18 protein-coding genes are annotated in these 25,217 nt (G+C 52.6%); 6 read left to right on the forward strand and 12 right to left on the reverse strand.

Features of this window, described 5'->3' with window-relative positions; all coding sequences use genetic code 11:
• Positions 1-23 precede the first annotated feature (23 nt).
• The 8 genes from ACQ9LF_RS04265 to rho form a co-directional block, all read right to left on the reverse strand.
• Positions 24-2,372 carry a HEAT repeat domain-containing protein gene (locus ACQ9LF_RS04265; RefSeq protein ID WP_462488131.1) on the reverse strand — a complete coding sequence of 783 codons (2,349 nt, stop codon included), beginning with the start codon at positions 2,370-2,372 and terminating at the stop codon, positions 24-26.
• Between the two features lie 83 nt (positions 2,373-2,455).
• Positions 2,456-3,448: a GTPase gene (locus tag ACQ9LF_RS04270; RefSeq protein ID WP_462488132.1), complete on the reverse strand. Its 993-nt coding sequence runs from the start codon at positions 3,446-3,448 to the stop codon at positions 2,456-2,458.
• Between the two features lie 151 nt (positions 3,449-3,599).
• Positions 3,600-6,008, reverse strand: a complete 2,409-nt coding sequence (locus tag ACQ9LF_RS04275) for an alpha-L-arabinofuranosidase C-terminal domain-containing protein (RefSeq protein WP_462488133.1) — start codon at positions 6,006-6,008, stop codon at positions 3,600-3,602.
• A gap of 205 nt (positions 6,009-6,213) precedes the next feature.
• Positions 6,214-7,299, reverse strand: coding sequence for a 3-isopropylmalate dehydrogenase (locus ACQ9LF_RS04280; RefSeq protein WP_462488134.1), 1,086 nt, complete (start codon positions 7,297-7,299; stop codon positions 6,214-6,216).
• Between the two features lie 26 nt (positions 7,300-7,325).
• A complete protein-coding gene (locus ACQ9LF_RS04285; protein ID WP_462488135.1) occupies positions 7,326-7,808 on the reverse strand; it encodes a 3-isopropylmalate dehydratase small subunit in 483 nt (160 codons plus the stop codon).
• Between the two features lie 76 nt (positions 7,809-7,884).
• Entirely contained in the window at positions 7,885-9,147 is a 1,263-nt protein-coding gene (locus ACQ9LF_RS04290) for a 3-isopropylmalate dehydratase large subunit (RefSeq protein WP_462488136.1), read from the reverse strand.
• Positions 9,148-9,231: 84 nt separating this feature from the next.
• Positions 9,232-10,782 carry a 2-isopropylmalate synthase gene (locus tag ACQ9LF_RS04295; protein ID WP_462488137.1) on the reverse strand — a complete coding sequence of 517 codons (1,551 nt, stop codon included), beginning with the start codon at positions 10,780-10,782 and terminating at the stop codon, positions 9,232-9,234.
• A gap of 269 nt (positions 10,783-11,051) precedes the next feature.
• On the reverse strand, positions 11,052-12,152 hold the full coding sequence (gene rho, locus ACQ9LF_RS04300; RefSeq protein WP_462488138.1) for a transcription termination factor Rho: 1,101 nt from the start codon (positions 12,150-12,152) through the stop codon (positions 11,052-11,054).
• 272 nt (positions 12,153-12,424) lie between these two features.
• On the opposite strand from rho, the gene tdh reads away from it, so the two are divergent.
• The 5 genes from tdh (at position 12,425) to guaA (ending at position 17,798) form a co-directional block, all read left to right on the forward strand.
• Entirely contained in the window at positions 12,425-13,447 is a 1,023-nt protein-coding gene (tdh, locus tag ACQ9LF_RS04305) for an L-threonine 3-dehydrogenase (RefSeq protein ID WP_462488139.1), read from the forward strand.
• A gap of 130 nt (positions 13,448-13,577) precedes the next feature.
• Complete coding sequence (locus tag ACQ9LF_RS04310) at positions 13,578-13,934, forward strand: hypothetical protein (RefSeq protein ID WP_462488140.1); 357 nt, start codon at positions 13,578-13,580, stop codon at positions 13,932-13,934.
• A 177-nt stretch (positions 13,935-14,111) separates the two neighbouring features.
• Entirely contained in the window at positions 14,112-14,516 is a 405-nt protein-coding gene (locus ACQ9LF_RS04315; RefSeq protein ID WP_462488141.1) for a hypothetical protein, read from the forward strand.
• Between the two features lie 160 nt (positions 14,517-14,676).
• A complete protein-coding gene (gene guaB, locus ACQ9LF_RS04320) occupies positions 14,677-16,149 on the forward strand; it encodes an IMP dehydrogenase (protein WP_462488142.1) in 1,473 nt (490 codons plus the stop codon).
• 98 nt (positions 16,150-16,247) lie between these two features.
• Complete coding sequence (gene guaA / locus ACQ9LF_RS04325; RefSeq protein ID WP_462488143.1) at positions 16,248-17,798, forward strand: glutamine-hydrolyzing GMP synthase; 1,551 nt, start codon at positions 16,248-16,250, stop codon at positions 17,796-17,798.
• 21 nt (positions 17,799-17,819) lie between these two features.
• Here the strand turns inward: guaA and ACQ9LF_RS04330 are convergent, their stop codons facing one another.
• Genes ACQ9LF_RS04330 through ACQ9LF_RS04340 form a run of 3 tightly spaced genes read right to left on the reverse strand, consistent with a single transcriptional unit; the run spans position 17,820 to position 21,863 of the window.
• Entirely contained in the window at positions 17,820-18,662 is an 843-nt protein-coding gene (locus tag ACQ9LF_RS04330; RefSeq protein ID WP_462488144.1) for an MlaA family lipoprotein, read from the reverse strand.
• 3 nt (positions 18,663-18,665) lie between these two features.
• On the reverse strand, positions 18,666-21,194 hold the full coding sequence (locus tag ACQ9LF_RS04335) for an efflux RND transporter permease subunit (RefSeq protein ID WP_462488145.1): 2,529 nt from the start codon (positions 21,192-21,194) through the stop codon (positions 18,666-18,668).
• Positions 21,195-21,221: 27 nt separating this feature from the next.
• On the reverse strand, positions 21,222-21,863 hold the full coding sequence (locus tag ACQ9LF_RS04340; RefSeq protein WP_462488146.1) for an MlaC/ttg2D family ABC transporter substrate-binding protein: 642 nt from the start codon (positions 21,861-21,863) through the stop codon (positions 21,222-21,224).
• A 319-nt stretch (positions 21,864-22,182) separates the two neighbouring features.
• Between ACQ9LF_RS04340 and ACQ9LF_RS04345 the strand changes: the two genes are divergently transcribed.
• Entirely contained in the window at positions 22,183-23,262 is a 1,080-nt protein-coding gene (locus ACQ9LF_RS04345; RefSeq protein WP_462488147.1) for a sugar kinase, read from the forward strand.
• Between the two features lie 79 nt (positions 23,263-23,341).
• Here the strand turns inward: ACQ9LF_RS04345 and ACQ9LF_RS04350 are convergent, their stop codons facing one another.
• The gene (locus ACQ9LF_RS04350) at positions 23,342-24,943 is read right to left on the reverse strand and encodes a methyl-accepting chemotaxis protein (protein WP_462488148.1); all 1,602 of its coding nucleotides are present in this window, start codon (positions 24,941-24,943) and stop codon (positions 23,342-23,344) included.
• Positions 24,944-25,217 lie beyond the last annotated feature (274 nt).

Consider the following 25,217-nt stretch of genomic DNA (forward strand, 5'->3'; position numbering starts at 1 on the left):
CCGTTACAGGTTGTTACTGGAAGTTACCAATTCCCCCAGGATGGGCCTGGACCGAATCCAAATTTGATGACTTCGTATCCTTTGCCGGCCGCCCAGCTTTCTGCAGCGGAATAGAGGGTCGGATTGCCGCTGCTCAGAAATAAGTTTGCGATACTGACCGCAGTTGTCTCATTTGGGATACTGTTTAAACGACTGATCATCGGTGAGACCATCTCGTCGAGTCCCAGGCCAATCGAAAGACGCACGATTGCAATTGTCGCTGAGAAGTTCTCGGAGTTGAGGGCATTCATGAACGCCTCTTTGCCTTTGGGATCGCTCCAGAGTTTCTTCAGAGCGGCTTTGTCCTGTTTGAGATTGGCCACAATCAATTCTTCTTCGGGAGTCTGAGGTTTCCATCCGGTCTTTTCGGCCCCAGCCAGAAGTTCCGGCGAGCCGCGCCACTTTTTCACGCAATCCAGCATGACCGGATACGCCCGGGCATCCCCTATTTTGTTGAGGGCCTGGGCAACGCCGCTGGAGCAATTTTTCTTAAGCTCGGCCAGCAGTGCATCCGCCCCCTCGGGACCGAGTTTCGCGCATTGATCCCAGTCTTCGCAGGCTGAATAGTACAAGACCTTTTCGCGAATCGTCTGCGGCTGCCAGTTGCGTTCCTTCAGGATGGCCAAAATCTTGTCTTTCCGGAAAGGGTCCGCCAGCGATTCTGCAAATGCCGAATCGATACGCGGGTCTTTGAATTGATTCAGGATAGCTATAACTTTATCCTGTACGGTGTAATCGTTTTTCTTGAATAGAACAATCAATGGTTCAATGATGGAAGGGTCGTTAAATTGTGCAAGGGCCTCAACGGCTTTTTGGCGGGTGACAAAACTGCTTGAAGATAATCCTTTCAGAATCGCTTTGAGTGTATCGGGATGCTTGATCTTAAGCAATGCGGTCATCGCTTCATCATCCGTTAAAGGCGATTGCATGGCCTGCTCCAGGTAGGGGATGGCTTTGGGATTGCCGGTATTGCCCAGAGCCACAATCGCATCCCTGTTGACAAAGGGATCATTGGCATGGCTGCCAATCAGTTCCACGGCATAATCCGTTCCAATCCAGCCGAGATCCCGGATGGCCTGTTTGACCACGGATTTGTCCTGCTGGTTCAGTGTCATTTCAATGGGACGAATCACGGTTTTGCTTTGATAGGCGGCCAGAGCCTTGCCGGCGGCTTGACAGACATTTTCGTTGCTGTCTCGCAATGTCGCCAGCAGCGGACGAATGGCCTTCACATCGGCAATCTGACCGAGTGCCTCAATGGCTGCGATCTTGACCGAGGCCTGCATCGAGGAAGCATATTCGGCTGTGGATTGCGTCAGCTGGTTTTCTGCCATCCGGGTTTCGATGGTCTTGCGATCCTGGGGATTCAATCCAGCCAGCGCCTGCTGTACTGCAGATTCAACGGTGCTGTCGCCGATTTCAGTTAATGCGGCAGCCGCCAGCCCTCTGACCTTGGGGTCGGCATCATTGAGCAGGGCAATCAGAGGATCCAGGCCATGATTTTCACCCAGAGCCTCAAGGGCTTTCAGGGCATCTTTTTTAAGAAATGGATCTTCCGCTTTGGCCATCAGGTTTAAATATTTAACGCTTTCATATCCACCCAGCGTAACCATCCATTCGACAGCATTGTGTTTGAGGAAGGGGTCGGATACCGCGGCTTTATATAGCGGTTCTGCGGCACGCGGATCACCGATTTTGGCCAGTGCCCCGGCGGCGGCTTTAGCGGCGAAGGTATCGCGTCCGGCTGCGGCTGTGCTGTTGCGCGGGGTTTCAGTGGATAAATATTTCAACAGGGTCGGGACGACCTTCGGATCACCAATCTCGCCGAGGGCTTCAATGACTTTGCTGTGGGTTTGTCCAGCGTTTTGCTCTTTTAGCAGGGCCAGCAGCGGTTCAACAGCACGGCTGTCCCGTGTCGCACCGAGGGCTTCGATCGCTTTCTGTTTTTCGATAAAATTTTTGGCCGTGCGCAGGTCCGCCATAAGCTGCTTGAGTGTTGCAGACGGTGTGGATGCTGTTGGCCCAGAGTGTTTATTACCTCCGGCACAGACTTGTTTGGCTTTGCTGATTTTTTCAGCGGCCGGATCGACGGGAGCATTGGATTGAACCGGCGTTTTCGTGGTGTTTGTCGAATCCGCAGACAACAACGCAATCAGGGGCTCAACGGCACGTTTGTCTTTCAATTGGCCGAGCTGTTCGATAACCTGACATTGGACAAGCGGATCGGGGTCCTGGAGTTGGCTGATCAGGTCGTCAATTTGATCGGCCCATGAAAACACAGATATCGACATGACCCACGCCAACAAGATAAACAATATCCGGACAGTCTTCATTGAATTCTCCTGCTCTGGTTGATTGTTTGGGCAAACGACACTACCCCTATAACAGAAACACAGAGGCTGTCAAGCCGGGAATCTTACCCAAAATGCAACTCAATGATTTCTTTGTCGGTCAACTCATGATCGCGCGGCACGCTTTGACCATCATGAACGGTTGCGGAATGCCAGGCCCGTGCGGATTTGAGCGTCTCTGCCAATTGACGATGAATATGATATGCTAAATCCACTACCGTGGAGCCTCGCGGCAGGGTAAACGGCTCTTTCATATCCGGCTCCTTGCCCGGTTTTTTGGCATAGATGCGCACCACATCCAGGATTTCAAAACAGCGTCGAGCAAAAACATCCAGACCTGCTGCCGTTTTCGAGCTGATTTCAATGTATTCGAAAGGGCGGGAGGTTAATTCTTTCAGGGTGTCCAGCGTGCCGGGCGGGGCGATGTCGGATTTGGTGGCAACCACCAGAGTCGGTCGGGCCAGGTGAACCCATTCGGCATCTTTTTGAGCATCCAGCGGCGGAAGTAATTTATGCGAATCCAAATACGTCGTGCAGACGTCCATCTGTTCCAGGACATCCCCGGAAAGGTCAATGATAATGGCAATGATATCGGCCCCGCGGAGGGTGTTGACCAATCCGGAGGGGGCAAATTCCGCGGTAATTGGAGGGGTGTCCACCAATTGAATCTGGACGTCCTCAAATTTCATCATTCCCGGCACTGGTTTTTCAGTGCTGAAAGGATAATCGGCGACATGGACCTGGGCGTTGGTCAATTCGGCCAGAATCGAGCTTTTGCCGGTATTGGGCATGCCGATCAGGACAACCTGTCCGGCCCCGCTGCGAGGGATATGAAAAACATCAACATGTTTTGCGGCCCCTTTCTTGCCTCCGGATTCAAGCGAAGCCCTGATTTTGCTCATTTTTCGCTTGATATCGGCCTGGAGACTCTCGGTTCCCTTGTGTTTGGGGATAACACGAAGCATCTCTTCCAGGGCGGACAGTTTTTCCTCTTCGGTCGCGGCACTGCGATACCAGTCTTCGGCCTTCTTGTAATCTGGGGTTAAATTTGCGGGCAAAACGCCTCTCCTTTTCAAAGAATTTCACGATTTCCTACCCGGCAAATTATATAAGCATTTTTGCCATTCTTCAAGATAGCAAATCAACGCCTCCTGGGCAAATCCACAAAAAAAGGGTGAAGCGTTGCGGCTTCACCCTTGATTAATTCCGTTATTGAACCGGCACTTTGAATACCGTATTACTGACCGGCGGAATTGTAATTTTGCCTGTCAGGTCTGTGTCCGGCAGCGGCACAATATTGACTTCCAATGGTTTGCCTGCATCGTTGTAAGCCAGTACATTGGGATTGGTAATAATCCACCCTTTGGCCTTGCCGGCAACGGCCAGCCCCTTGAGATTGAGCGTGGTCTCGTAGGTATCATAGGTGGCATTGACAAACCCGATAGTCAGGTATTTGCGATCTTCGGTCAGTGCAGCCGAGACATCCAGCTTCTGGTTCCATCCGCTGACACGGACTGGAATGGTGCCGAATTCGCGGCGGTATAAAATCAGCGGCATGGCTGTCGAATCGAGGAAGGCCTCGGTCTTGGTCGTCTTGATGCAGCCGATGACGTTGACGGTCTGGGCATAATTGGCCATAAAAATAATATCCGAGTTACGGAAATACTCGTGCAGTCCGGCGGCAATGCCAAGTGCGTCTTTCATAAAATACCGTGTCCCCAGTTCCCCAAAGACATGCGGGCCGTACCAGTAGTTCCATTCATCCAGAGCGATACGGATGTCTTTTTCTTTCAGGCCGGGGATGGTTTCCCGGTATCGGCGATGGGCATCGGCTTTGCTCTTGACCATTTCCGGCATCCAACTGACGTGCGCCGTCAGGTCGCCGCGGCTCTGGCAATAGAAGTGCTCGCTGATCAGGTCCATGTGGTCAGAGCAGTGTCTGAGCATGCCTTCTGTCCAGCCGCCGCCCAGATCGCCGGAGCCGACGGTCTTGATGGTCGGGTCCACCTTACGCATCATTTCTTCGACCCAGTTATGCTTGAGGACATAATGTTCAAGCTGCATATAACCCAGCTGCCAGCGTCCCCACATTTCGTTGCCGACGCACCACCACTTGACCTTGAATGGTTCGCGACTGCCGTTTTGAGCCCGCCACTTGCCCATGGGCGTATCCGCCAGGCCGTTGGCATATTCAACTTCCGCTGCGGCGGAATAGGCATCCCCGAAGCCGGTATTGACTGCAATCATCGGTTCGGTATGAATGAGCCTGCAGAATTCGATGAATTCGTGCATCCCAACATCATTCGTTTCAATGCCCGTCCAGGCTGGATTGGTTCGGGTAGGTCGGCGGTCGCGGTCTCCCAGGCCGTCGCGCCAGTCATAGCCGCTGACAAAATTGCCGCCCGGCCAGCGATAGACCGGCGAATTCAGCTGTTTGAGCAATTCCAAGGTATCCTTGCGGAAACCTTTGATGTTGTCGGCGGGCATCAGCGATACAGCCCCAATGACAAAGGAGCCGTTACCTGAACCCATAATTTCAAGACGTGCATTGCTGGCATTGGCTCCGGCAGTGAATTCGAAATCATAGGTCTGATAATTCTTGCCGGGTTTTTTGAGTGTTACGGTCTGACGGCCTTTTTCTCCATCGGCCCAGATCAGGCTGACCTGAACAGGCCCAACCGAACCTTCGCCCCGCATGACAATCCGTCCGGTGTAGTGTTTGCCCTGGACTAAGGCCAGTTCTTCCTGATAGATGCCGGCGGGCGTTCCGCTCAGAGTAATCTGCGGACTGTGCTTGCCTGACAGCGGATTATCCGTGGTCATCACGACAATGCCGTCTGGCCCTGCAATTTTCCACGGTGAGGCCCGCAGGACACGAGCTCCAGCGCCGGTGATTTGCCAGATATCACCCGGTGCAGGAACCGGAAAATAAAACTTGCGGTCTTCCAGCATTTCCGCCCAGATGCCGCCATAGATACACTGGCCCAGATGTTCAATGAACTGGCCATAGATATATTTGGAAATGGGCTCGAAGGTCTTGGTGGAATCAATCTGAATGTCGATGCTGACCGTTTTGGACTCCGGCTTAATGACCTCCAGCAGGGTCAGTTCGATGTCGTCAAACCAGGCTTTGCCCGAAGCCTGCCCCCAGCCGCCAAACAGGCAATTGATTTGCAGGGAGTCGTTGCCGTCGGCCATGAATTCGCATTCCACCTGGGTCCAGTCCTGCGTCCCTGTAATAGATTTGGTGCGAGCTGCGTCAATCCCATGGACATTGAGCTGGACGCCCTGGCCGGTCGTGGGGGTTACGTTTTCAGTTTTGATCCAGCCTGTCAGACGATATTTACCGAAAGGATTGGCCGAAACCGTCTGTGACCATGCGGCATCCGCACCCTCTTTGGATTCGATCATGACGCTGCGGGCTTCGGTGTGTCCGCCTTCGAATACTCTGAACTCAGCAGTACCCGCCCACGTATTTTGTGTCCAGCTGCGTACCGAGGTGCCGCGGATGGCTTCAAACGAAGGGTTTCGCAAGAGATTTTCTGCGCAGACAAGCCCGGATAAACATAAAAGACCAAGGATTAAATACGATGTGGTTAGGATGCTTTTGCGTCTCATACCAGTCTCCTGTAAATAAAGTCAACGTTTCCTTACGCCGTATTCACGGCAATTATATAGTATGATTCTAAAGCCTTCAACGGCATTACAGTAATTCTGAAAAAATGAGTGTTCGTCGATAAACCCGACCTGAATTTCCTGAAATAAAAAAGGCAAGCCCGTTTAATCAAGGCTTGCCTAATCACATCGATTGGGAACAGAAAATTTAGTCTGCTACAAGCTGGGCGACCATATCCCCGACCTGTGTGGTCGAATAGCCCATTTTACCAGCCGCCAGAGATTTGAGTTTGTTGGCAGTCACGAAGCGTACAGCCTGGTCCACTTTGGCAGCGGCCTGGGTCTCGCCGAGGGTTTCGAGCATCATCTGCATGGCACAGATTGCGGCCAGCGGGTTGATGACGTTTTGGCCGGTGTACTTGGGAGCACTGCCGCCAATGGGTTCAAACATAGAAACGCCTTCGGGGTTGATATTACCGCCGGCGGCGATACCCATACCGCCCTGAGTGATGGCGCCCAGGTCGGTGATGATGTCGCCGAACAGATTGCCGGTGACCAGCACATCGAACCATTCAGGGCTTTTGACCATCCACATACAAGTCGCATCCACGTGATAATAATCCCGGCGAATATCCGGATAGTATTTTTCACCCATTTCGTGGAAGGCCCGTTCCCACAGGTCATAGACGTAAGTCAGCACGTTGGTCTTGCCGACGAGGGCCAGGGTGTTTTCCTTGCCGACGCCGCGGGCTTTTTTGCCGTATTTGCGGGCGTATTCAAAGGCGTATTTCAGGCAGCGATCCACCTGATGACGGCTATAGACTGCCGTTTGAGTGGCTACTTCGTGCGGTGTACCCTTCATCATGATTCCGCCGGAGCCGGTGTAGATGTCGCCGGAGTTTTCACGAATAACAGCATAATCGATATCTTTGGGACCTTTATCCTTGATGGGGCACTCGACGCCGGGCAGAAGACGCACCGGACGCAGGTTGATATACTGATCCAACGCAAATCGCATTCCCAGCAGCAGGCCTTTTTCCAGAATCCCGGGCTTGACATCCGGGTGGCCGATGGCACCCAGCAGAATGGCATCATGCTTTTTCAGTTCCTCAATGGCGCCCTCGGGCAACACTTCGCCGGTGCGTTTATAGCGTTCACCGCCGAAATCATACTCCGTTTTCTGGATTTTAAAGCTGAACTTGGCTGCCGCAGCGTCCATGACCTTGACTGCTTCGGCGGTTACTTCCGGCCCGGTGCCGTCGCCGCCGATGATTGCGATTTTATACGTCTTCATAAATGTCATATCCTTTCTTGGTACGATTATTTTTGCTTTTTAATATGTTCCAGCAGTCCGCCATCACGAATAATGGCCAATGCAAAATCCGGCAGGGGGGTGAACTGAATGGTCCTGTTCTGTGTTTTGTTATGAATGATTCCCTTTTCGTAATCAATGTCCAGTTCGTCGCCATCGTGAATGTGATTCACCGCATCCGGCAGCTCAATCGGGTAAAAACCGCAGTCGATGCAATTACGATAAAATATGCGCGCGAACGAATGGGCAATCACGGCGCCGACTTTGGCACCCTGAATCGACCAGACGGCATGCTCGCGGCTGGAACCGCAGCCGAAGTCGTCGCCGCAGACAATGACATCACCGGGTTTGCATTTCTTGACAAAATCCGGATCGAGATCCTCCATGCAGTGCTTGGCCAGCTCGGCCGCATCGTCCGTATTCAGATACCGCGCCGGAATAATTTCGTCGGTATTGACATGATCGCGTTTATAAACATGTGCTTTTGCCATAACTTCTCCTGACTATTTTATGACGAGATTTACATCATTGTAAAATTGTGTTAATCCCGTTAATCTTCTCTGGACATTATAAATACTGTCTTGGATCCGCTAACTTGCCTTCCACGGCGCTGGCTGCGGCGGTCGCCGGACTGGCCAGATACACTTCGGACTTCGGACTGCCCATCCGGCCCACAAAGTTGCGGTTGGTTGTACTGATGCACTTTTCGCCTGCCGCCAGAATGCCCATAAATCCGCCCAGACAGGCTCCGCAGGTCGGCGCGCTGATGACGCAGCCGGCTTCATAGAAAATATCCAGCAGGCCTTCATCCATCGCCTGCTTCCAGATTTCCGGGGTTGCCGGCACGATTATGGTGCGAATCTTGACCTGGCGACCTTTCAGGATGCTCGCTGCGACACGCAGGTCTTCAATGCGGCCGTTGGTGCAGCTTCCGATATAACACTGATCCATGGCCAGCCCTGCACATTCGCCAATAACCTTGCCGTTGCTGGGCAGATGCGGGAATGCCACCAGTGGCTCCAGCGACGAGCAATCCACCGTGTCGGTATAAATATAGGAGGCGTCTGCGTCCGATTCATAGACAGTATAGTCCTGTTTGCCCTTGAGCCGTCCGTCAAGATATTCTTTGGTAATTTCATCGAAGCCGATAATGCCGCTTTTGCCGCCGGCCTCAATGGCCATGTTGGTAATGGTCATCCGGGCTTCCATGCTCAGCGTCTTGATGGCCGGGCCGACAAATTCCATCGCCCGATACAGGGCCCCGTCGGTGCCGATCCGCCGAATGACTTCCAGAATGATATCCTTGCTGTAAACGCCGGGACGAAGTTTGCCGGTCAGAATAAATTTCATCGATGCCGGGACTTTGAACCACAGTTGCCCTGTGGCAATGGATGCCGCCAGGTCGGTTGAGCCGATACCTGTTGAGAACGCTGCAAACGCGCCGTATGTGCAGGTATGCGAATCGCCGCCGACGATGACTTCGCCCGGACGAATATGTCCCTGCTCCGGCAGCAGAGCATGGCAAACCCCCGCCTTGCCCAGCGGGTAATAATATTTGATGCCCTTGTCTTTGGCCCAGGTATCCAGCCGTTTGTGCAGCTCAGCGCTCTTGATGTCCTTGGCCGGCTGAAAGTGGTCCGGCGTGACGGCGATTTTTTCGGGGTCGAAAACACGGTCGATGCCATGTTCTTTCAGCATGGAAATCGCCGGCGGCGTGGTCACATCGTGACACATAATCATGTCGATTTTAGCATTTACCAGATCGCCGGGCCGAACCGTGCTTTTTCCGCCTGCCCGGGCAAAAATCTTTTCCGTTATTGTCATTCCCATAAAAACTCCTGAAAATCTCAGTGTGCTGCCCATTGTTCTTAGACAGGCTCTGTGTGTGCACTGCGAACTAAGAACTCCGAACGTTTATAATTGTACTTTGGTTTCGTTCTGTTTGAGGGTTTCCGCCGCCGCCATACGATTCAGAGCATCCACATAGGCCTTGGCACTGGCTTCGATTATATCCGTTGAAACGCCGCGGCCGATGAACACCTGGCCTTTGCCGTTGGCGATGCGAACATTGGCCTCGCCCAGAGCCTCTTTGCCTTCCGTGATGGCGCGAATGGTGTAATTCTCCAGTTTGGGGGTCTTGCCAGTTGCCTGACGGATAGCTTCATACGCCGCATCGACCGGCCCATCCCCCAATGCCACTGCCAGTTTTACACCCTCTTTTGTCTTGATTTTGACGCTCGCCGTAGGCAGGGTTCCTGTACCGCTGGCGACATGAAGATATTCCAATTGATAGGTCTGTTCGATACCGCGCGATTCATCACTAATAATCGCGGCAATATCTTCGTCGAATATCTCTTTTTTCTTATCGGCAATCTCGACAAATTTCTGATATGCTGCATCCAGTTCTTCCTTGGTCAGGCTAAAGCCCAACTGCTTGCACCGGTCGGCAAAGCCGTGCCTGCCGGAGTGTCTGCCGAGAACCATTTTGGAGCCTTCGAGTCCAATCATCTCCGGCGTCATAATTTCGTAGGTTTCACGTTTCTTCAGAATGCCGTCCACGTGGATTCCTGATTCGTGGGCAAAGGCATTTTTACCAACAATGGCTTTGTTTGGTTGAATGACGAAACCCGTCAATTGAGATACCAACTGGCTGGTACGGTAAATCTCAGTGGTTTTGATTCCGGTCGTGATGTTGGGGAAAAAGTCCGGCCGGGTATGGATCGCCATCACGATTTCTTCCATGGCTGCATTGCCTGCCCGCTCGCCGATGCCGTTGATTGTGCATTCAACCTGTCGGGCACCGTTGCGAACCCCGGCCAGCGAATTCGCGGAGGCCATTCCTAAGTCATTGTGGCAGTGGGTACTTATGATAGCTTTCTCAATACCCTTGACGTTTTCTTTGAGTTTGGCAATAATCTGGCCGTATTCATAGGGCAATACATACCCTACAGTGTCCGGAATATTCAGTGTGGTCGCGCCGGCTTCGATGACGGCGGCCAAAATCTCATATAAAAAGGATAAATCACTGCGACAGGCATCCTCAGGGGAAAACTCGATATTGTCGGTATATTGTCTTGCATATCGTACCGCCTCAACGGCCATTTTCAGGACTTGGTCTGGCGTCTTTCTGAGTTTATACTCCATGTGGATTGGGCTTGTCGCAATAAACGTGTGAATACGACGTTTTTTTGCAGGGGCCAGGGCCTTGCCGGCGGCGTCGATATCTTTTTCATTCGCGCGAGCCAGGCCGCAAATCACTGGTCCTTGGATTTGTTCGGCAACCAGCTTGGTTGCGTCAAACTGGGCTGGCGAGGATACAGGAAAACCCGCCTCGATCACGTGGACGCCCAGCCGTGCCAACTGCTGGGCAACCTCCAGTTTTTCGCTGATCGACATCGAAGCGCCTGGCGCCTGTTCACCGTCGCGTAAAGTCGTATCGAATATCAATACCTGGTCTAAAGACATATTTTGGGACTCCTCATATTATTGGGCCAAACCAAAACGCGGATTATGCCCGAAAACGGATGAAATTTCCAGTAGAAACTATAAAACGATATTGAGTGTGTAGAATTGGGGTTATTATCCTGCGCCTTAGGGGCGCAGGATAAGCAGCAGGGCTAAGCCCTGAATACGTACGGCATGAATTGTATTCATTTGCTGCATCATGCCTTCCTATATAAGCAAATCAGCCAAATAATGCAAGGAGAATATTGTTTTTCAAAGGGGTAACCTCGTCAGCCTGGCAGGATTTTGAGCAGTTCGGCATTGGTGGGGTATTTGCGCAGGACGGCAGTCAGGGTGTTCATGGCTTCAATGGGTCTGTAATTGAACAATCCTTTACGGAGGTTGGCCAGCTTCTTGCTGTTGGCCGGCCCCCAGAGTACTTCGTCCATCCGTGTGCCGGATGCGGGGATATCGATGGCGGGGAACGTTCGCCGCTCGGCCATCTCACGGGACAGAATGACTTCACTGTTGCCGGTGCCCTTGAATTCTTCAAAGATAAGCTGGTCCATCCGCGAACCGGTATCGATCAGGGCGGTAGCGATGATGGTGACAGAGCCCCCATTTTCGATCTTACGGGCCATACCCAGAAAACGGCGGGGGATTTCCAGCACGCCGGCCTCCAGTCCGCCGGACATGATGCGGCCGGTCCCCGAGCCTTTGCGATTGAATGCACGCCCCATGCGGGTGATGGAATCCACCAGCACAATAATATCCCGCCCACATTCAAGCTGGACTTTGATATACGCCAGCAGAATTTCCGCCAGATCGATATGTTCGTCGATGCTCTGGTCGATGGAAGAAGCCACGACAGTTGCCCCTTCGACGCCGCGCTTGAAGTAGGTTACTTCTTCAGGCCGCTCGTCGATGAGCAGCACGATAACCCGGGCCTTGGGGTCATCGGCGAGAATGGCTTTGGCCAGTTGCGACAGCATGGTGGTCTTGCCGGCCTTGGGTGGCGAGACGATCAGACCGCGGGTGCCTTTGCCCATCGGGGCGATCAGGTCCACGATGCGCATCGCCGGCTCACCGCTTTTTTCGAGGTTAAACCGCTGATAAGGGGCCACGGCAGTCAGTTCCTGATAGGGGGTGCGGGCTTTGAATTGCTCAGCTGTCAGGCCGCATATGCTTTCCACGTGATCCAGCAGGACCAGATTCCGGTCAGCACGCGTGGTGCCGCAGACTTCTGCGCCTTCGACAAGGCCGTATTGACGCACCACAGCGATAGGGACGATAACATCCCGTCCGCCCGGCCGAAACGAACGAGCCGGATCACGCAGCGCAAAGCCGCCTTTAAATGTCTTTTTAACAACGCCGGTAATCAACTCAGGCATGGACTCTCCACATTCTACTGTGATCATCTATACGTATTTTCAGTACCATATCAAATAACACAGAAAAAATCGAGAGGTTTTCCTGATGAAACAATCTTGTTTCTTGACCTTTGGGTTAGGGTGATATACAGTGTTCTCTTCAAGCTGCAATAAAAACCGCCTTTGATGTGTCAGGGTGGGCCAGACGCTTGAATGTTGGACAGGCATAACCGATGAGAATACCTGGTGAGCGATGTCCGCTTTAGTATTTCCTCTACGAAGGGACACTGACGATGAAAGCATTAGTCAAGAAGGAAGCCAAACAAGGCTTGTGGCTGCAGGACGTTCCGGTCCCGCAGATTGGAATCAATGATGTACTGATTAAGGTTCTTAAAACCGCCATCTGCGGCACGGATGTGCATATATATAACTGGGACAAATGGGCCCAGAACACGATTAAAACGCCCATGATCATCGGCCATGAGTTTGTCGGCGAGATCGTTGAGATGGGCAGCAATGTGCATGATTTCAAAGTTGGCGATATTGTCAGTGCCGAAGGGCATGTGGTCTGCGGGCGATGTCGTAATTGCCTGGCCGGCCGACGGCACCTGTGCCATTCCCCCCGGGGCATCGGCGTTAATCGCGATGGAGCGTTTGCCGAATTTATCTCTGTGCCGGTGACGAATATCTGGTATTGCGACAAGTCGATCCCGCTGGATGTGATAAGCTGTTTTGACCCGCTGGGCAATGCCGTGCATACCGCCCTGACCTTTAATCTGGTCGGCGAAGATGTCCTGATTACCGGGGCCGGTCCGATTGGCTGTATGGCTGCCGGAGTTGCTCGTCAGGTGGGGGCGCGTCATGTGGTCGTGACCGATATGAACCCAGGCCGGCTGGAACTGGCCAAAAAAATGGGGGCGACCCTGACCGTGGACGTCCGTAATGAAACACTTGCCAAGGCCCAGCAGGTGTTGGGTATGAAAGAAGGTTTTGATGTGGGTATGGAGATGTCCGGCAGTCCCCAGGCCCTCAACGATATGCTGGCCAATATGGCTCACGGCGGCAAGATTGCCCTGCTGGGGATTTTGCCCCCGTCGCAGGTGGACTGGAATACGGTGATCTTCAATGGCCTGACGCTAACCGGTATTTACGGACGGCTGATGTACGAAACATGGTATAAAGTCACGATGCTTATTCAGGGGGGGCTGGATATTTCGCCGCTGATTACACATCATTTCCACTATACTGAATTTGAAAAAGGGTTCGAGGCCCTGCGTTCTGGCGGCGGCTGTAAAGTGATTCTGAACTGGGCATAACGCGATAGGTCGGCTCCGGAAAACCTCTGGCAGATATCGAATAAGTCTTGGCGATTGTACGAATGTTGCGATGGTCAAAATAGTATCAACATACAGAGTTAAAACAGTTTTACGCTTAAAAAGGAGTCTTATGAAAGCGATATGGATGGTGTTGGTGATGTGTGTAAGTATAGTGTTTGTAACAGGTTGTAGCTTGTCCAATCAGACGGCTTTCGGTCATGATGGACTGCCCAAAGAACAGTATCGCGTAGGGGGTGGTCTTCTGATTGAGTATAAAGCTCCCCAGGATGGAACTTTCTATCTGGTGGATCAGAAATCCGGCAAATTCATTGTAACCCAGAGCGTCGATGAAGGATCCACTTTTGATTTTTCTTTGCCGCATGCTGATGAAGATCAATACAAGGGATTAGCTCAAAGCCTGGTGAGTGGCGAATTAGTGCTTTACTTCGTCCCCAATCCGCCGCAAGTGGAAGAACAGCAACAATAAATGTTGAAACGAAAGCGCCTGTGTTACGTCTAATTATATAAGATAACCAGACACAGACCTTTCAAGGAGACACAATGGGTCATGATGGCTTTGATAGCCGTGATGATCGGTTGCATCTGGTTGTATCGTGACTGATGGATAAAATTGTATATTATTGAAATGCAAGGAATTATAGCAATGAAAAGAGCAGTTTTAGTAGCAAGTATTTCCGTGTTATCGGTGGCCCTGCTGGGCGGGTGCATTATTATCGGCAATGAAGTCAAACCGGACAATTTCGGTCAGGCCAAAGAAGCGAATCGTGTCGGCGGCGGCTTTAACATCACATTTGTCGCCCCGGAAGATGGCACGGTTCATTTGTTAGATAAAAAGTCCGGCAAGAATGTCCTGACCAAGTCTGTAAAAGCCAATGAAGAATACCAATTCTCGGCAATGGAACTCGACAAATTGCAGTATAAAGCCTGGGGGATCGATGTTGACAAGGCGGATTTTGTCTTGTATTTCTATCCGAAAAATCCAAAACCGATGGCCCCAAATCCTCCCATGGCTCCGGAAGCTCCAGCTCCCGTCCAGCCGGGGCAGTAATCGTAAGATGAAATCGTATATTTCCTAAGGCCGGGCGAATTTTCCCGGCCTTTTTTGTTTGGCTGCCCCGAAACTGCGATTTTGGTTTGACCCTGTCCATTCGGGGCGATATACTCCGTGTTTTATTAATGTTTAGAAAGTCCGTGGAGGTACTCTATCAATGGATAATGGAAAAATTATCGGTGAAGGCATCACTTTTGATGACGTGCTTCTGATACCGGCCCGCAGTGACTTTGTTCCTTCGCAGGCCGATACCAGCACAATGCTGACCCGTAATATCCGAATTAATATCCCCCTGATTTCGGCGGCCATGGATACCGTAACCGAGTCGGCCCTGGCGATTGCTCTGGCCCAGGAAGGCGGTATCGGCATTATTCATAAAAACCTGTCCGTCGAAGCACAGAAGCGTGAGGTTATCAAGGTCAAGCGGTCTGAAAACGGCGTTATTCAGGACCCGGTTACGCTGTCTCCTGATGAGTGTGTAACCGTGGCCCGCAAGGTGATGGAAGAACAGAATGTGTCCGGGATTCCAATCGTTTGCAAAGACAAGCTGGTCGGTATCCTGACTCGCCGCGACCTGAAATTTCTCAAGGATGACCAGGTCAAAATCGCCGAGGTCATGACCAAAGATAACCTTATTACCGGTCCGTCCGATACGACACTGGAGCAGGCCAAAGGGATTCTGCAGAAACATAAAGTCGAAAAACTGCTGCTGGTGGACAGCAACGGCAAGTTGTCCGGCCTGATTACCATGCGGGATATCGACCGGTTTCAGCAGTATCCGCTGGCGGTTCGGGACCAGCGCGGCCGACTTCGTGTTGGTGCGGCCGTTGGCGTCAAGGATCAGGATCGCGTCAAGGCCCTGATTGAAGCCGAAGTGGATGTGATTGTGGTCGATACCGCTCACGGCCATTCAAAGAATGTCATCGACATGGTCAAATGGATTAAAAAGAATTTCAAGATTGACGTGATTGCCGGCAATATTGCCACCGCTGAAGCTGCCAAAGATTTAATTGCCGCTGGTGTCGATGCGGTCAAGGTCGGTATCGGCCCCGGCGCCATCTGCACCACTCGCATTATCTCCGGCGTAGGGGTGCCGCAGATTACGGCGATTTTCAATGCGGTTTCGGAAGCACAGCCGCAGGGTATCCCCGTGATTGCCGACGGTGGTATTCGTCATTCCGGCGATATTACCAAAGCCATTGCCGCCGGCGCCTCGTCGGTGATGCTCGGCTCGCTGTTTGCCGGCCTTGCCGAAAGCCCGGGCCAGTTAGTCATTTATAAAGGCCGCCAGTTCAAGGAATACCGCGGCATGGGCTCGCTGGGTGCCATGGTCCAGGGGTCTGCCGACCGCTATGGCCAGGATAAGGCGACTGAAAAAGAAAAGCTCGTTCCCGAAGGCGTCGAAGGCCGCGTTCCCTATCGCGGTACGCTCGGGACGTTTGTCTATCAGCTTGTCGGCGGCTTGCGGGCCGGGATGGGCTACTGCGGGACCCGCACGATTGAGGAACTGCGATCCAAAGCCCGTTTTGTTCGCAACAGCCCCGCCGGCGTCAGCGAATCGCACCCGCATGATATTATGATTACCAAGGAAGCACCCAATTATTCGGGCTCAGAATCGTTTAACAGTTAAAACAGCGGCCACCGATTACACCGATTTCTCAGAAGACAATGTGTTAATCAATCTGTGTTATCTGTGAAATCTGTGGTTGTGATATTGAGTGATTAATTATGTCGCACAAAGAACGTGAAGTTATTGCTATTATCGATTTCGGCAGTCAGTACGGTCAGCTTATCGCCCGGCGTGTCCGCGAACACAAGGTCTATTCGCAGATTTACCAGCCGTCGGTTAAGATTGAAAAGCTGGCCCAATTGGGTGTCAAGGGCATCATTCTGTCCGGCGGTCCGGCCAGTGTCTATGCCGAAAACGCCCCGACCTGTGATGAGCGAATCTTTCAGTTGGGTGTTCCGGTGCTGGGCATCTGCTACGGGATGCAGATTGGCTGCAAGATTCTCGGTGCCCGGGTCAGCCCTGCCCATGCCCGCGAATACGGCCGAACGAATGTCTCGATTAGCGATACGTCCGACTTGTTTAAGGGGTTGCCGGAACATACAACCGTCTGGATGAGCCATGGCGACCAGGTCAATGAGCTGACCAGCGATTTTATCCCGCTGGCCACGACGGCAACCTGCCCGTTTGCGGCGGTCCGGCACAAAGGCGGCAAATTCTTCGGCGTTCAGTTCCATCCGGAAGTAACCCATACGCCGCGCGGCACTGAAATTCTCAAGAATTTCCTCTATGACATCTGCGGCTGTACCGGCGACTGGCAGATGAGCGATTTTGTCGAACAGTCCGTCCAGAAAATCCGCCAGCAGGTCGGTTCGTCCACGGTCATCTGCGGTCTATCCGGCGGGGTCGATTCAGCCGTCACTGCGGCCCTGATTCACAAGGCCATCGGCGATCAACTGGTTTGTATCTTTGTCGATAACGGCCTGCTGCGTAAAAACGAGCGGCAGGGCGTTGAGACAATGTTCCGCGGCCATTTCCATATTGACCTGCGCGTGGTGGACTGGTCCAGACAATTCCTGTCCAAACTGGCCGGCGTTACCGACCCCCAGCAAAAACGCAAAATCATCGGCGCCGAATTCATCGAGGCCTTCAAATCCGAGGCTTCCAAAATCAAAAACGCCGAATTCCTCGCCCAGGGCACGCTCTATCCGGATGTCATCGAATCCGGCAACAAAGACGGCAACCTGGCGGCCAATATCAAACTGCATCACAATGTCGGCGGCCTGCCCGAAAAGCTGGGCTTCAAGCTCGTTGAGCCGCTGCGGGATTTATTCAAAGACGAAGTCCGCCTTGTGGGTGAATACCTCGGCCTGCCCGAAGATATGGTCTGGCGGCATCCGTTCCCCGGCCCCGGTCTGGCTGTGCGCGTGCTGGGTGAAGTGACCGAAAAGAAACTGGCCGTCCTCCGCGAGGCGGATGATATTCTGATTGAAGAAATCAAGGCCGCCGGACTCTACCGCTCCATCAGCCAGGCGCTGGCCGTCATCCTGCCCGTTGGCACCGTCGGTGTTATGGGCGACGAACGCACTTATGATAACGTCATCGCCATCCGTTGCGTGGATACCACCGACTTTATGACCGCCGATTTCTCACGGATCCCGCACGAAACGCTGGCCCGCATCTCCAGCCGCATCATCAACGAAGTCCGCGGCGTCAATCGCGTCGTCTATGATATCTCCAGCAAACCCCCGGCCACGATTGAGTGGGAATAAATCACAGCGGGTGTTTTGAAATCAGTTAGATGAAAGACTCTGTTGCCCGACAGGAGGCGTTGCCTCCTGCTGTTGTTTGGGCTGATCCTGAATCTGTTTGTTTCGATATTGGATATACACTTCCCGCATTGCCACATAAGGGGCTAATGAGGCGGCCTTAAATTGTTCATACTCGCCGATGCGGAAGGATGTTTTGTTGATAATATTAACAGCCGATACGCCGACTCTGGCTTTGGAGTCTTCGATATAGACTGTCGGATTCAGGAAATAATCCCCGGCCATGCCCGCCGAATCCCGTAATGTCGATGGTCCAAACAGCGGCCAGACCAGGTAGCATCCATCGCCCAACCCATACACCGCCAGGGTTTGCCCAAAGTCTTCGTCGGCAGGCTCGATTTTCCCTTTTTCCAGGGCCGGATCCCAGATGCCCAGCACGCCCCAGGTGGTATTGATGACAAAGCGGTTGACTTCATTGCCGGCCGAGTGAAACTTGCCCTGCAGCAGGCAATTGACCAGCCGGACCGGCGTGGTGATATTCTGGAAGACATTGCGAATCCCGATCCGTCCCGGCTCCGGCACGACCGCCTTATACCCCTGACCGACGGGTTTGAGGACCCAGAAGTACAGTACGTCATTGGTATTGAACATCAGGCGATTCCACGATTCCAGCGGGTCGGCCACCTTGACGGTCTTGCTGGACAGCTCTTGGTCAAAGGTATCAAACTCCGCAAAATCGGTGTCGCCTGCCTCAACAGAATCCGACTCCGCGGGCACCACTGCCGCCGCCGCAGAGTTGTTTTTGGGCGTCGTCGCACATCCTGCAATGAGGATACAAACCAGAACAATCAACAGAGTCCATTTCATGAATCATTCTCCTGATGGTTTTGTCGGATTCGGGATTTCTTTGCCAAACGGTTTAACCAGGATCAGCAATTCCGGCAGCAGTGTCAGGGCTGCCAGAAGCGCAATGACCATCGCCATCACCGTCAGCAGACCAAAATAAACCGTCGGAATAAAGTTGGATAACGACAGAATGGAAAAGCCGATAATTACGGTAATCGAGGTGTAGTACATTGCATGGCCGATGCTGCCGTGACATCGATGCATGACCGGCACATAGCGGGGGTCGTCCTGAAATTCCCGCTTGAATCGGTGGATGTAATGAATCGTGTCATCGACGGCAATGCCCAGGCTGATGGCTGCAATCGTAATAGTCATCATATCCAGGGGAATATGCAGCCAGCCCATGATGCCCAGCACGGCACCAATCGGCAGCAGATTGACGGAGATTGCGATCAATGCAATCTTAACCGATCGGAACAGCACCAGAAACATCCCCGTCAGCAAAAGTGCCGTTAAACCCAGTGTCAATATTTGTGAACCGAACAGGCTTTGCAGCATGTTGTTGTAAAGCACAAACATCCCCGTCAGATGAATCTGCGACGGCTCCAGGCCGGCGGCAGCAGGCAGTTCAGCCCGAATTTTTTTCAAAAGCTCGTTGCGGCGTAATCCCTTTTGGGAGTCCTTAATGCGAATCTGGAACCGGGCTTCATTCTGGTCCACCGAAACATATGGGGCGATGAGCAGCGTCTTGAATTGGTCGGGAGTCTCGCTGTACAGCAGCGACAAGTCAAGGCTGTCGAGGGGGCCGCCCTTGAGTCCGGAGGCAATTGCCATCAGATTGGCCAGGGACAACACCTTACCGGTTTCCGGCAGCGTTTCAAGATAGTGATGAACCGCATTGATGCGATCCATCTTCTCTGCGGTGAACCAGTATTTGTCCTGGCTTTGGGCCTGGTCCAGTTCATCAAATGCATCAAAGATGTCGTCCGTGTCCGCCGCAGCCGGGGTTGCAGCTGCAGGGGAGGCCTGGGGTTTTGCAAAGTCCACAATCACATCCAGCGGGGTTGTGCCGCCAAGCCGCTGGTCGATTAATTTCATCCCCTGATAAATCTCGGTGCTTTCCTTGAAATAATCGATAAAGCAGTTTTCCACCGTCAGCTTTGAAATCCCCGCGATACTGAGAATCACAATCGCCCCGCACAGACCCACCGTCAGGCTGCCTCGTGCCTGAGTCCATTGAGCCAGAATCGGCGTTAAGGCAAATCTCCGGCCTTTGCTTTTTTGGGGGGCTTCTTTGGGCAGCAGAATCAGGACGGCCGGAAACAGCACAAATGTGATAATCAGAGACACAACCAGGCCGGCAATCATCATCCAGCCGAACGTGCTGACCGGCAGAATGTCAGCCAGCAGCAGCGAGGCAAAACCGGCAATGGTGGTCAGCATGCAATACACCGACGGCTTGATTTTGTGGCAGACGGTGTCGAGGATTAACTGGTGGTTGGGACGGTCCGGATTCCGGTTTAATAATTCACGATAATACACAACCAGGTGAATGGCGACGGACAAGGTGATAATCAATTGCAGCGATACAAAATTGGACGAGACGACTGTAACCTCCCATCCAAATAAGCCCAGCAGCCCCATCATGCACAGCACTGATACCACACAGCACAGCATCGGCAGCCAGACCCAGCGGAGGGATCGGAAGATAACGCCCAGCATCATCATCAAACACAGGGTCACTCCGGTACCGAATATCTTCAAGTCATTCCGGACGTAGGTGATCATATCATCGGCAATCATGCTCACGCCGCCCAGGAACAGATCCGCATTGCCGCGATATTTATCCATAATGGCACGGATTGTCTGAATATCCTGGTGACGGACCATGCGGGCCTGATCCCTGCAGCGACGGAAGTCCTTGAGAACCTGGTCCAAATCGATGCGTTCCTGCGGCGTTAGGGTTCCCAGGCTTTCCTTCTCACGCAGATGATTGCGTTTCTGCAGCAGTTCGTTGTATAAGGTGTCATCGGCAAAATAGATCAGAATTGCTGTTGTCCGGGTGTCGGCACTCAGCAGCAGGTTGCTGTAGAGGGGGCTTTCCAGAAATTCTTTTTTTGCCAGGTCCCGATTCACGTCCGGCTGGATGAGTGTGGGCAGCGGCCGGGTTAAATCGCTCAGCGACAAAGGAGGGCTTTGCAGCAGAGGAACGTCAAGAATCGTAACTACAGAGCAGACATTTGGCAGCGCTGCCAGTTCATCCCGCAACTGTCGGAGCTGACGGAGCGAAGGCTCAGAAAACAAATCGTCCTTGGCCGTATAAGCCAGGGCCAGAAAGTCGTTCTGCTGATAGCGGGCATTGATCTGCCGCAGATAGCGTAAGTCCGCATCGTTTTCCAGCACCAGCGTTTCTGCGGAGGCGTCCAGTCCGAAATTCCTGATATGGTAGCCCAGAAATCCTGTCGTCAGTGACAAACACACAAGGACTGCAACCGGATGGCGCAGAATGACGCGGTCAAAAAAAAAGGCGGTGAGTACATTCAGCAGGTTCATTATGCAGGCCTGTTGGGATCCAGGGAATTAGGAACCCGCCGGTTTTTCCAACTGCGACAGCAAGTCCTTTACCGTCCCGCGGGCAAGAATATCATCGAATTGCGATCGATAAGTCAGAAGAATGCTGACCCCTTCAATCTCGACATCATAGACCTTCCAGGTTTTGTCCAGCCTGTGTAGTTTGTACACAATCGCCGTTTTCTTTCCGTCGGATATCAGTGTCATCGGGATCTGAATCATCTCTTTTTTCTGTACGGCCGGCTGAAATTCGACTTGCTCATCTTTATACATCATGATTTTATCGCGGTAGGATGCCTTGAGCCGCTGGACAAACAGCGCTGTGAAGGTTTTCTGATCCGCAGCGTTGAGCTTGGGCCAGTGAGTTTTGCCCAGGGCCAGCTTGCCCATCAGCTCAAAATCGAAGATCGGGCTGATAATGTAATCGACAATGTCCGCCTTGCTCTTTTCGTCGAGTTCCTTATTCTGGAGGACCTTCGCTACCGACTCCCACTTGGTCCGCATCAAATCATTCGGATCATTGGGGTCTTTTACGACAAGATCCCACCTGGCCATCGGGTTTGCAGCTGCCGCAGCAGTCTGGGCCTGCTCGGCCCACGCTCCCGATACTGCTATGAATACCAAAAAAATATGTCCAACAAGATATCGCATAGGTTGTTCCTTATCCTCTGTCGTATCGCCGCGTTGTTTGATGGACTGTAGCCAAAGCCTCTGTGCTTGGGACAAGAGAGGCTCACCGCAGGCGAATCTTTGCTTTTATTTCAACGCTTTAACTTTCTATTATGTTGTATTGCCACTTATCCTACTTAAGGCGAGTCTGTGTTGCAAGCCCAAAGCCTTCATCTGCCCCGATTTTCAAGCCCTGTCGCTTGATATTCCAAAAACCTCTGGTAAAATAACTCACATCGTGAGAAAATAGTCAAAAGACAGTATATGCAAATATGGCTATAGATAATACAGAAAGGATAGTATGGGCATCGAACTGAAAAAACAATACAAATATAGTCTTGTTGTTCCCAGCAGCATGGGGGTCCGTCTGACTCCCACCGACGGCCAGCCGATGCACTGCGCCCGCACCCTCATTATGCAGGCCACCAGTGCTGAAACCAACGTCGCCAGTGTCTGTTCCTACCTCGGCCTGCCGGTCAAGGTCCTGACTACCTTTGTCAAAAACAGTCCCATCGCCCGTTTTATTAAGGACGATCTTGCCAGCCGGCATATGGATTACGAAGGCAAAGAAGTGGATCAGGGCGGCCCGTGGGGCTATCGCCATCAGTTCAATCTCGCCGACAGCGGCTATGGCAGCCGTGGCCCTCGTGTCCATAACGACCGCGCCGGCGAAGTTGGCCGGACCCTCAACGTCAAGGATTTTGACCTTGACCGTCTCTTCGGCCAGGAAGGTGTCCAGATTGTTCATATGTCCGGCCTGATCGCTGCGTTGTCTCCTGATACCAGCCGGTTCTGCCTGGAACTGGCCCGCGCCGCCAAAAAATACGGCACACGCATCTCATTTGACCTCAATTACCGTGCCTCATTCTGGAAGAATCGCGAAAAGGAACTTCACGACATCTTCACTGAAATTGCTGCCGTCTCTGATATCCTTGTTGGCAATGAAGAAGACTTTCAATTGTGCCTGGGCCTGGAAGGGCCTGAAGCCGGCGGCAAAGACCTTGCTGCTAAGATCGAAAGCTTCAAAGGCATGATCACCAGTGCCCAGAAAGCCTTCCCCAATGCGATCGTCTTCGCCACGACCCTCCGTCAGGTCCTCAGTGTCAATTGCCATCTCTGGGGGGCACTTGTGGCTGAAGGCGGAAACTGGCATGTGATTGAACCGCGCGAAATCACCGTCCTGGATCGTATCGGCGGCGGCGATGGGTTTGTTGGCGGGATGCTCTATGCTATTCTGCGGGGTTGGGAACCGGAAAAATGGGGTCAGTTCGGCTGGGCCACCGGCGCCTTAGCCACCACCATGCTGACCGACTACGCCCAGCCTGCCGACGAGGAACAGGTCTGGAGCATCTGGCAGGGCAACGCCCGCGTCAAGCGATAATATCCTCCAAAAACCGAAGGCCCGGCATAGGCAAATCGATTCCTGTACCGGGCCTTTTTTGTTGACTTAAATCGTAAATCTATACGCGTTGCCTGGCTGATTTGTTCGGGGCCTCGGCAATCTGATGATACAGGTGGTCCGTCAGCAAAAGCGATTTGCTGATTTGGGCTGTCTTTGTTCCCGCAGCCTGTCCCGATCCGGCCAATTGCAGCAGGTGGTACACCACGGAATTGAGGTCCTGAACCATCGATTGCAGCTCATTGGCGGCACTGGCGCTTTCCTCGGCAATCGCGGCATTCTGCTGGGTCGTCTTGTCGATTTCCGATGCGGATGCCGTAATCTGCTGGAGCTTGGACGCCTGCTCTTGAGATGCCCCCGCGATTTCAGCAATAATCTGGTTGGTCTTGCCGATGGCAGCGGTAATCGTCCCCAGCGACGTATTGACATCTTCAATGCACACCACACCCTGACCGGCGTTGTTGACCGCCTGTTCAATCAGCGATGAGGTATTCTTGGCCGCTTCCGCACTGCGCATCGCCAGGTTGCGGACTTCCTCGGCCACCACCGCAAAGCCCTTGCCTGCCTCACCCGCCCGAGCGGCTTCCACCGCCGCATTCAGCGCCAGCAGATTCGTCTGAAACGCGATCTCATCGATGACCTTGATGATCTTGGACGTTTCTTCCGACGACTGGCGTATCTTCTGAATCGCCTGGTTCATCCGTGAGATTGCCTGCGAGCCTTCGCTGACGGCCTGTTCAGCCTCTTTAGCCAGGTCGCTGGCCTGCTGTGAATGCTCCGAATTCTGTTTAGTCATCGACGACACCTCCGCCAGTCCCGCCGAGCTTTCTTCCTGTACGGCCGCCTGCTCGCTGCAGCTTTGGGCCAGCGACTGCGACGCTGTGGCGACCTGCTGGCTGGCGTTGTGAATACTTTCACTGCTCTGACGCAGAGCCGTCACCGCCGACGAAATCCGCCGGGTCGTGTCGCGCGAAATCAACACGCTGAACACCAGCGTTACTGCCGCAACCACACCGTAAAGAACCGTCTGCCCGATGGTAAACGGCTTTTTCGCCTTATCCAATTTCTCGTTGAGCAGTTCGGTTTCCTGGGCCACATTATCAATATAAACACCCGTACCGATAAGAATTGAAGTTCCAGGGATCATTTTTACATACGACAATTTAGGCTGAATCCCCTTGCCCGGCTTCTCAAAATAATATTCCACAAATCCGCCGCCTTGTTCGGCTGCCTTGATCAACTCCCGAATAAAAAGATTGCCTTTTTGATCCTTGAGGTCAATCAGGTTCTGGCCATTCTGACTCTTGTTGGTTGGCACATTCACCCGCACCCCCTCGGTCGTGTAGCTGAAAAAATATCCCGATTTATCTTCATAAAACCGTACCGGGTCAGTTTCCCGTTCGACAATCGCGGCCTGTTCTTTCGGGTCGGTTACCCCCTTGAGCTTTTCAACCAGGGCACTGACCTGGCATTCCACCCCGGACTGCATTGTGACCTTGTGGGTATCCAGTACCTTTTCAGCAAACAGCGGCAGATAGACCTTATTAAACAGGCTCCGCTGAACCATCCACCCGACCGTCTGCATAATCAGCATACTGATAACAAAGCATCCCAATAGCAGAAAAATCCGACCGCGAACCGTCAAATTCATCTTTTTAAACATTGTCTTTCCTTTCCCGGCAGAGCCCGATAATTTATTTGAATGTACAGCAACTCAATACTGGCAGGGGTGTTCAAACAGGGTGTCTTACGCCAATAGCCTATGGTGACTCGTTCACTTTATCGGGAAAAATACGGACCCGCTTTACGCCTTTTTCTGCAAAGCCTAAAAGAAAATCCCCCACAATTCCTGGTATGGGCCGATATCATCTATTCTTGAATCCATGTATTGTTGTATCCTTCCATTCTTGTTTCTCACCAAACGAACCCAATTTTCA

Source organism: Anaeroglomus insulsum, from assembly GCF_050689095.1.
GTDB classification, from domain to species: Bacteria; Planctomycetota; Phycisphaerae; order Sedimentisphaerales; family Anaerohalosphaeraceae; genus Anaeroglomus; species Anaeroglomus insulsum.